This window comes from Emergencia sp. 1XD21-10, from assembly GCF_009936045.1.
Classification (GTDB): Bacteria; Bacillota; Clostridia; order Peptostreptococcales; family Anaerovoracaceae; genus Senimuribacter; species Senimuribacter intestinalis.
Window position 1 is genome coordinate 19501 of sequence record NZ_QWEQ01000031.1, and the last position, 8584, is coordinate 28084.

Below are 8584 nucleotides of genomic sequence, written 5' to 3' on the forward strand. Positions count from 1 at the left end.
TATGAACATTATTGAAAAACTAGCAAGTGAATTTAAAGTCAAAACAGCGCAGGTGGAAAGCACAGTTGCGCTCATCGATGAGGGAAATACGATTCCCTTTATCGCTCGTTACAGAAAGGAAGTGACCGGCGGTCTGACTGACGTGACTCTTCGCGATATGGACGAGAGACTGCAGTACTTGCGCAACCTGGAAAGCCGAAAGGAAGAGGTGCTCCGTCTTATTGAAGAACAGGGCAAGCTGACCGAAGAGCTGAAAGCCGAAATCCAAAAAGCGGAGGTTTTGCAGCGTGTAGAAGACCTGTATAAGCCATATAAACAGAAAAAGGCAACTAGAGCTTCCAAAGCAAAAGAAAGAGGACTGGAGCCTCTGGCAATGATCTTCTATGCCCAGCAGAAGAAAGAGGGCAATCCTCTGGACTTTGCGGCAGATTTTATTAATCCGGAAAAAGAAGTGGAGACGGCGGAAGACGCTGTGCAGGGCGCTATGGACATCATCGCAGAGATGATTGCCGATGACGCAGATTTGACCAAGGCAATCAGAGAAAAGACCTTTGCCAAGGGACAGATTGCTACAGAAGCAACGGATCCAGAGGAGAAGACTGTCTACGAAATGTATTACGGCAGCAGCGAAGCGATTGCTAAAATGCCGAACCACAGAGTTCTTGCGGTCAATCGCGGTGAAAAAGAAAAGAAATTGAAAGTAAAAGTCGCTATCGACAGCGAAGAAATTACAGGCCTTATCGCAAAGCAGGTCATTCGCGGAAAATCCATCTTCACCGAGATTTTGGAGGAGACCATCGCGGATTCTTACAAGCGTCTCATTGCGCCGTCCATCGAGCGTGAAATGCGTAATGTTCTGACAGAGAGAGCGGAAACTGAGGCGGTAAAGGTCTTTGCAAAGAATACAGAAAAGCTTTTGATGGTGCCGCCTGTCAAGGGAAAGAAAATAATTTCCATTGACCCAGGCTACAGAACTGGTTGTAAAGTTGCGGTGCTGGACGAGACTGGAAAGCTGAAAGCCTACACCACCATCTATCCGACCGAGCCAAAAAATGATGTAGCTGGAACGGAGAGAACTTTGGAAAAGATTATCAATAAATTCGGTACGGATATCATCGTAATCGGAAACGGCACTGCTTCCAGAGAAACCGAAGAAGTAGTTGCAAACTTCCTGAAAAAGCACGATTACGATATTCAGTACACCATCGTCAACGAAGCGGGCGCTTCCGTTTACTCGGCTTCCAAGCTGGCGACAGAAGAATATCCTGACCTTGATGTTACCACCAGAGGCGCTATGTCGCTGGGCAGACGTCTGCAGGATCCGCTGGCTGAGCTGGTAAAAATCGATCCAAAGCACATCGGCGTAGGACAGTATCAGCACGATATCAACCAGAAGCAGCTGGATACAGCGTTGACTAACGTGGTTGAGGACTGCGTAAACAGAGTTGGTGTGGATTTGAATACCGCTTCTCCATCCCTTCTTTCTTATATCGCAGGTGTCAACATGGGTATCGCCAAGAACATCGTGGCATATAGAGAAGAAAACGGCAGATTCAAAAACAGAAAAGAACTGATGAAAGTTTCCAAGCTGGGAGAAAAGGCGTTTAAGCAGTGTGCAGGTTTTATGCGAATTGCAGACGGCAGCGAGCCTCTTGACAGTACCTCTGTACATCCTGAATCTTACAAAGCTGCCGAGGAAATGATGAACAAAATCGGCATTACCAAGGAGGAAATCTTAAGCGGCGGTGCAAAGAATATCGATGAGAAAATTTGGGAGGCGTACCCTGCGAAAAAACCTTCGGAAAGTGTAAAGAAAATGGCGGAGGATCTGGGCATCGGTGAAATGACTCTAAGCGATATCATCGCAGAAATGAAAAAACCGGCAAGAGACCCTCGTGAAGACGCGCCACCGGTGATTTTCAGAAACGACGTTAGGAGTTTTGAGGATTTGAAGGTGGACATGGAGCTAACTGGAACCGTCCGCAACGTGGTGGACTTCGGCGCTTTTGTGGATATCGGCGTCAAGCAGGACGGACTGGTGCATGTGTCTCAGCTTTCTAACAAGTTTATCAAGCACCCGATGGACGTGGTGTCCGTGGGAGATACTGTGAAAGTAAAAATTCTCAGCGTAGATCCGGAGAAGAAAAAGATTGCGCTGACGATGAAATTCTAGAAAAAGGAGCCTGTCATGGCAATAAAGACGATTTTATTTGATTTTGACGGAACGGTTGCAAATACCAATAGACTGATTATTGATTCCTGGCAGCATGTTTTCAGGACGGTTCATGGAAAAGAAGCCGATGAAGCAGATATTAAGGCGACCTTCGGAGAGCCTTTGGGCATTAGTATGGTGAAGAACTTTCCGGATATGAATCCGGAAGATGCCATCGACATGTACAGGAGCCATCAGAAGGATATTTATGAGGACATGATAGAGCCCTTTCCCGGCATGACAGAGCTTTTGCAGGGTCTTAAGGAAAAGGGGTATCAGGTGGGTATTGTAACTTCCAGACTGCGGAACTCCACGATGATCGGGCTCAGAAAGTTTGGTGTCATGGAAGTGATCAACTGCATCGTAACTTGTGAAGATACGGACAAGCATAAGCCGGATCCTGAGCCTGCGCTGATTGCCCTTGAGCGGCTTTGCGCAAAGGCAGAGGAAACGCTGATGGTAGGCGATAGCATGTTCGATATTAAATGTGCCCACAATGCCGGCATGAAGGCGGTTATGGTGGGCTGGGCAGAAGCTATTACGGAAGCTGATTTGACTGGTCCTGACAGACCGGAGTACTGTATCACAAAAGCTGAAGATCTGTACGGCATTCTTTAGAATTTGAGGAATCACTATGCTGCAAATCTTTTACGGAAGAGAAAGTATCGAAAAGGAAAAGTTCATCTACGAGGATATTCGGAAAAATCCAGGCAGGACGATTGTCATCGTGCCGGATCAGTACACGCTGGAAGCAGAGAAGCAGGCTTTCTTGTTTTTGCATGCAGAAAGCATGATGGACGTGGAGATTATCGGCATGTCGCGCCTTGGAAGCAGATTGCTTTCGCAGCAGGGGGGCGGCAACAAAACCTTTATCGATAAATACGGCAGACATATGCTGCTGACCCAGATTGCCGGAAAATGCGAGGACAAGCTGCAAGTGTTTAAAGGCAGTCTCAGAAAACCGGCATTTATCGAGATGACGAATAACTTTATTTCGGAGATGAAGCAGTATAATGTGAATCCGCAGGACTTGGCGGAACTAAGCCAGGCGCTTTCTGAAGAAAGCGTTCTGCGGGCGAAACTTGATGATCTTGTGCTGATTTTCAGTGAATATCAGAAGAAAATTAAGGATAGATATACTGACTCTGAGGATTATATCGACCTGTATATGAGTAAGATTCGTTCATCTGCGTGGATTTCCGAGAGCAGGATTTGGGTATACGGCTTTGACAGTTTTGCGCCGAAAGCCTTGGATGTGCTGGGAAATCTCATAGCAACTGCAAAGGAAGTCAGCGTATTTTTGACCTGCGACAAAGGCTGCAGAGATGAAGAACTGTTTCTGCTGCCGGAAATTGTCATGAGGAATTTACGGAAACAAGCGGAAGCCTATGATATGGAATGCAGGATGCAGCAGGTTGCTGAAGGGACTGGCTTTGATGCGGTGAGAAATCCAGCCATCTCCCATATTGAAAAAGAGTTTTATGCGGTGGGGCAGCGGACTGGTGATTTTCCTGCCCTTGGCGGAAAAGACGCGCCGGTTACGCTGGTGCAGGCTGCCAATATGTACAGTGAGGCAGAGTCAGCAGCATCGTATATTTTGCATTTAATCCGGGACAAGGGCTTTCGCTATCGGGATATCGTAGTAATTTGTAATGATCAGACCGTGCGTGGCTCTATTATAGGAAGAGTTTTTGAAGAATGGGGTCTGCCTGTTTTTGATGACAAAAAGCGGTCTGTCCTGAGTTCACCTATTGCAATTTTTGCGGTGGGACTGTTGGAAACAGTGGTGTATAACTATCGGAGCAGCGATATTTTTAAAGTGCTGAAAACTGGGTTTTCCAGTCTTTCTGATGAAGAAATTGAGCGCCTTGAGAACTACTCCATTCAGTATAGAATCAAGGGAAACATGTGGCTGGCGCCTTTTGTCAAGGGTCAGATGGAGTACGGAGATGACGGTCTTGAGGAGCTTAACGTCATAAGAGAAAAGGCGATGGAGCTGTTTGCCGAGCTTAAAATAATTTGCGGTGAGACGGTATCTATGGGCGATTTTGTCTGCCGATACTATGATTTTTTGATAGAAAACTGCGGGCTAGGCGTGCGGATTGCGGAGTTACTTCGCGTGCAGGAGGCGCAGGGTCTTTTTGATCTGGCGGAGGAGACTGCACAGATTTGGGGGCAGATGGTTGGACTCTTGGATCAGATTGCAGAGCTTGCCGGGGAAGAGCAGTTTAGCCGGAAAGATTTCGTAGAGCTCTTGATTACCGGACTGTCTCAGCTTGAAATTGGTGTGCTGCCGCCGACTGCGGACGATATTCTCATGGGAACCATGCAGAGAACCAGAAGCGGTCAGGTGAAAGCGGTGGTTATCATCGGCGCTAATGAAGGTCTGCTTCCTGCAAATGCTTCTTCTGAGGGACTTTTCAGTATGGAAGAGCTGGAATTTTTCGCAGAGGAAGGAAAAGAAATCTGTAAAGTAGAAAAAATTCGTGTCATGGAAGAACAGCTGGCGATTTACAGGAATCTGTCAAAGGCGTCGGATTACCTGTGGATTAGCTATTCTGCCAGCGACGGAGACGGTAAGGAAAGCCGCCCATCTGAGATTATCGATACACTGCGCAGACTGTTTCCCAATATTACCGTGCAGACAGATGTAATCAGCAGCGGCGATCTCGATGCAGTAGTAGGTGGCAGGGTCAATACCTTGCGCCATTTGACGGAAGCGCTGCTTTCTGTAAGGCGGGGCGAAAAGCTGGACAGCAGGTGGAGAGCTGTAATACATTGGTACCAGTGTCATGAACCGGAAAGCCTGCAGCGAGTTTCTAAGGGACTGTCCTTTACCAATGCGCAGAAGGATATTTCGCCAGAACTGGCGGCGCTGCTATATAAAAAGGAAATGAATTTGCCGATGACCCTGAGCCCGTCCAGGCTGGAGAAGTTCAGTCGTTGTCCCTTTTCTCATTTTATTGCATATGGGCTTAGACCGCAGGAGCGGCGGATTTATGAGGCGTCGAGCAGAGAAATCGGGGATATCTACCATCGGTGTTTAATGGAGGTTTCACGGAAACTGACGGCAGAAGATCGATGGGATAGTATTTCGGAGGATGAATGCCGCAGTTTTGTCAGCGATATTGCAAAGCTGGAAGCTGCAAATTACCGGGAAGGAATTTTTGATTTCGGCAATGAAGAACGCTACAAGACCAGGCGTATTGAGGATACATGCTTTCATGTCTGCTGGGCGCTTGTGGAGCAGGTGCGGGCAGGAAATATCAAGAAAAGTCTTTACGAGGTGCCTTTTGGAAGAGAACGCAGTATAGCGCCTATTGAAGTGGATCTAGGGAGCAGTACGGTTTATATCGAAGGCAAAATTGACAGATTGGATATTTTAGAAGGCGACCGGGTTAAAATTGTAGACTATAAGACCGGCAGGGAAACCTTCAATGAAAAAGAAGCCAGAGCCGGATACCGTTTGCAGCTTATGCTATATCTCAAAGCGGCGCAGGAAAAACAGAGAAAGCCTGCCGGAGTATTCTATTTTCACATTGCAGACCAGCGAGTGGATTTGACTGGAACAGAGCGGGAAAAATTTTTTGAAAAAATTTCAAAAGAAATGAGGAAATTTTTCCGATTAAGTGGTATAATGGTAGACAGCGGTGCGGTTATCGAAGATATCGCTGGCGAGTTCAGCGGATTTTCGGATATTCTGCCTCTGCGAAGAAACACTACTGGTGAGGTTTCTGCAACCTCCGAAGGGTTTCTTCTCAGCGATGAACAATTTGAGCAGCTACAGGCAGATGTAGATGTGCAGATTGAGAAGCTGTGCAGACAGCTTTCTGATGGCAGAATCGCCATCCACCCGAAGAAAACGGAGAAACAGTCTCCTTGTACTTACTGTGACTATAAGGGTATCTGCAGGTTTGACCTGAGTTTTCCGGGTTGTAATTATGAGGTCATTAAATAATTGAATATAGCTGACGGGCGGCGCTGTTTGCGATTGCCGCCCGCAGAATATGCTTCCGTGGCTCAGTTGGCAGAGCAGCGCATTCGTAACGCGCAGGTCGCCGGTTCGATCCCGGCCGGGAGCTCCAGATAAAAACCTCTTGAAATAGCTTGAATTTAAGCCGTTTCGAGGGGTTGCTTTTTTCTTTTAAAATTTTTGAGAATACTAGAATCGTCGTTTTATGCCATTTTATTCCCTTAAAGTGTGGAAACTGGTGTGGAAACTTTTAGCGCTTTTGCAGCGGGAATTGTCGAGAGCATACTGTGCGAAAAAAGTTTTTTGAGGAACAATAACGGAAATTATAAAAGTTTATTGAAAAGGCAAGTTCTTCTGATATAATGACCTTATTAAGAAAAAGAGAGTTGTCTGAGGCGGAGGATTTCGTACCCGTCCACACGCCGATGGCTTGACAGGGGGACCCCCTAGAGACGCAGGAGAATGGTACGCCTGCCGGACAACTCTTTTACGTATCTAGTTTCTATAGAATTTAACCACATTTTAACCATTTGTTTTTTTAAAATGCGAGAAAGGGAACACTCGCAGGGATAATATCGTTTTGTGGGAAGCAGCAATAAGATTGCTTCTTTTTCAGTTGTCATCAGCATTTTTCTTTGTCATTTCTAATATTTAGCGTGACAATGGTACGCAGATGATTGCTTCCGGTTTGATGTTGACGTTTGTGCAAAACTGTTGTAATTCATCAATATTTATGATATATTAGATATAGAAGTAAAGCAATTAAGAAAAGATACAACTACTTAGTACTATTTAGCTAAGAAAGTATGATTTCGATAATAAGCGCAGTGCAGAGTGTTCACATGGTTGTATTAGTAAATTTTACGAGATATTAAAAATACAGATATTCATAGAATTTTTTGTAACTATCATATAGAATTAATTATAATAAGTCGTTTTCTATGAAACAAGGGGTAAAGAATGAGCGAAGATGCGAGAACTAAAGTAATTGAACTAATTGAACGAAAATACAAGAAATTAATCCAGCATATTGCCAGAGAAATATTAAGGGATTCATATTTAGTAGAAGACGCTTATCAGGAAGTATTACTGAAGTTTATTGCTGGGCATGAAGATAAATTTGAACTGCCGCAGGATGAGATAAAAAACTATCTTTGTGCAGCAGTCAGAAATACGGCGCTTACAATGCTATACAAAAATCAAAAAAATGTAAGTGTGGAACAGGAAGATTTAGAATCCAGGCTGCTCAGTATGGATTATCTGGATATAGATGCGTTTCACGATCAATATGGATTTGGTTTAGAAGTACAGGAACTTTTGTCCAAGCTGGATAATAAGGATAAAGATATCCTTTGCCTGAAATATGGAGAAGGATATGATAACAAAGAAATCGGAGAAATGATAGATTTGAGTGAAGAGGCTGTAAGAAAGCGGCTATACAGAACTAGAATACGAATGCAAAGTATTCTGATTGAAAGAGAAGGGAGGTAACTATGGCAGGCAATGAGGTAGAAAAGAAAGCAGAAGAATTGCTGGAAGCTATTGGTGTGGAACTGGCAAAATCAAGGGAAAAATACGCAGATGATATTTTAAGTGGAAAAGAAATTCCGTTATATGCGAAGCCAATACAGAAAAAGCGGTCTGCTCGAAAAAGAATGAGGACGATTATGATTTTAGTTGCCGTGCTGATTATGATGATGGGGCTGTTCGTCACATCAGTTACCGGTGTAAGAGAACGGGTATTTAATTACTTCGCTGAAAAAGGCAGCGTCAGTACCCAGATCAAACCTATTGAGCAACCGGGTACTGCAGGAGAATTACCAAATTTTGAACCTGTCTATCTGCCAGAAGGTTACAGTCTTTCATCAGAAGACAATGAAGAAGTGGAAAATTCCAAGCTATATGTGTCTGATAAAAACAAATATATTTATATGACAGTGCAGCTCAGCAGTACATATGCCGCAAGTATAGATAATGAAACTATGCATGGAGAAGTGTCACGAGTAAATATTTATCAGGCACAGGTCTACTGCGATGATAATATGAGCTATATTGTATGGCAAATCGGCGATTATACCCTGGATGTTGCCGGTACTGTATCGAAAGATGAAGTCATAAAAATTGCAGAAAGTATAACTCTTTTAGAATCATAATGAGAGGTTAAACTAAATTCATCATTAGTAGCTTATAGTTATTTCAAAATGACGAGAACTGATTTTTGAAAAACCAAGCTTTAAAAAATTTAAAATTACTGTCCCAAAATTCCTTTTTAATTAGTTATATATATATGAACTAATTAAGGAGGATTTTTTTATGAGAAGGGGTCAATTGCCAAGGTGAATTCCAGTTTGCCTAAGTAAATGTCAGGTACGCAAGAGTGGAGGATGTAAAAAGCTATG

The 8584-nt window shown here is 44.2% G+C and carries 5 protein-coding genes and 1 tRNA gene; all 6 read left to right on the forward strand.

Annotated features, from left to right (window positions below; genetic code table 11):
- The first annotated feature begins 1 nt into the window (after window position 1).
- Window positions 2-2173 carry a Tex family protein gene (locus D1151_RS14990; RefSeq protein ID WP_161909430.1) on the forward strand — a complete coding sequence of 724 codons (2172 nt, stop codon included), beginning with the start codon at window positions 2-4 and terminating at the stop codon, window positions 2171-2173.
- 15 nt (window positions 2174-2188) lie between these two features.
- Window positions 2189-2830 (forward strand): HAD-IIIA family hydrolase, encoded by a 642-nt coding sequence (locus D1151_RS14995; RefSeq protein ID WP_161909431.1) that lies wholly within the window; start codon window positions 2189-2191, stop codon window positions 2828-2830.
- Between the two features lie 16 nt (window positions 2831-2846).
- Window positions 2847-6170, forward strand: coding sequence for a PD-(D/E)XK nuclease family protein (locus tag D1151_RS15000; protein WP_161909432.1), 3324 nt, complete (start codon window positions 2847-2849; stop codon window positions 6168-6170).
- Window positions 6171-6221: 51 nt separating this feature from the next.
- Window positions 6222-6297: transfer RNA gene (locus tag D1151_RS15005), tRNA-Thr, on the forward strand.
- An 848-nt stretch (window positions 6298-7145) separates the two neighbouring features.
- On the forward strand, window positions 7146-7676 hold the full coding sequence (locus D1151_RS15010; protein WP_161909433.1) for an RNA polymerase sigma factor: 531 nt from the start codon (window positions 7146-7148) through the stop codon (window positions 7674-7676).
- 2 nt (window positions 7677-7678) lie between these two features.
- Window positions 7679-8338: a DUF4367 domain-containing protein gene (locus tag D1151_RS15015; RefSeq protein ID WP_161909434.1), complete on the forward strand. Its 660-nt coding sequence runs from the start codon at window positions 7679-7681 to the stop codon at window positions 8336-8338.
- Window positions 8339-8584 lie beyond the last annotated feature (246 nt).

What these genes read in the sequence shown, in the direction of transcription:
- D1151_RS14990 (WP_161909430.1), top strand. Translation starts at nt 2, where the DNA reads ATGAACATTATTGAAAAACTAGCAAGTGAATTTAAAGTCAAAACAGCG.
- D1151_RS14995 (WP_161909431.1), top strand. Translation starts at nt 2,189, where the DNA reads ATGGCAATAAAGACGATTTTATTTGATTTTGACGGAACGGTTGCAAAT.
- D1151_RS15000 (WP_161909432.1), top strand. Translation starts at nt 2,847, where the DNA reads ATGCTGCAAATCTTTTACGGAAGAGAAAGTATCGAAAAGGAAAAGTTC.
- D1151_RS15010 (WP_161909433.1), top strand. Translation starts at nt 7,146, where the DNA reads ATGAGCGAAGATGCGAGAACTAAAGTAATTGAACTAATTGAACGAAAA.
- D1151_RS15015 (WP_161909434.1), top strand. Translation starts at nt 7,679, where the DNA reads ATGGCAGGCAATGAGGTAGAAAAGAAAGCAGAAGAATTGCTGGAAGCT.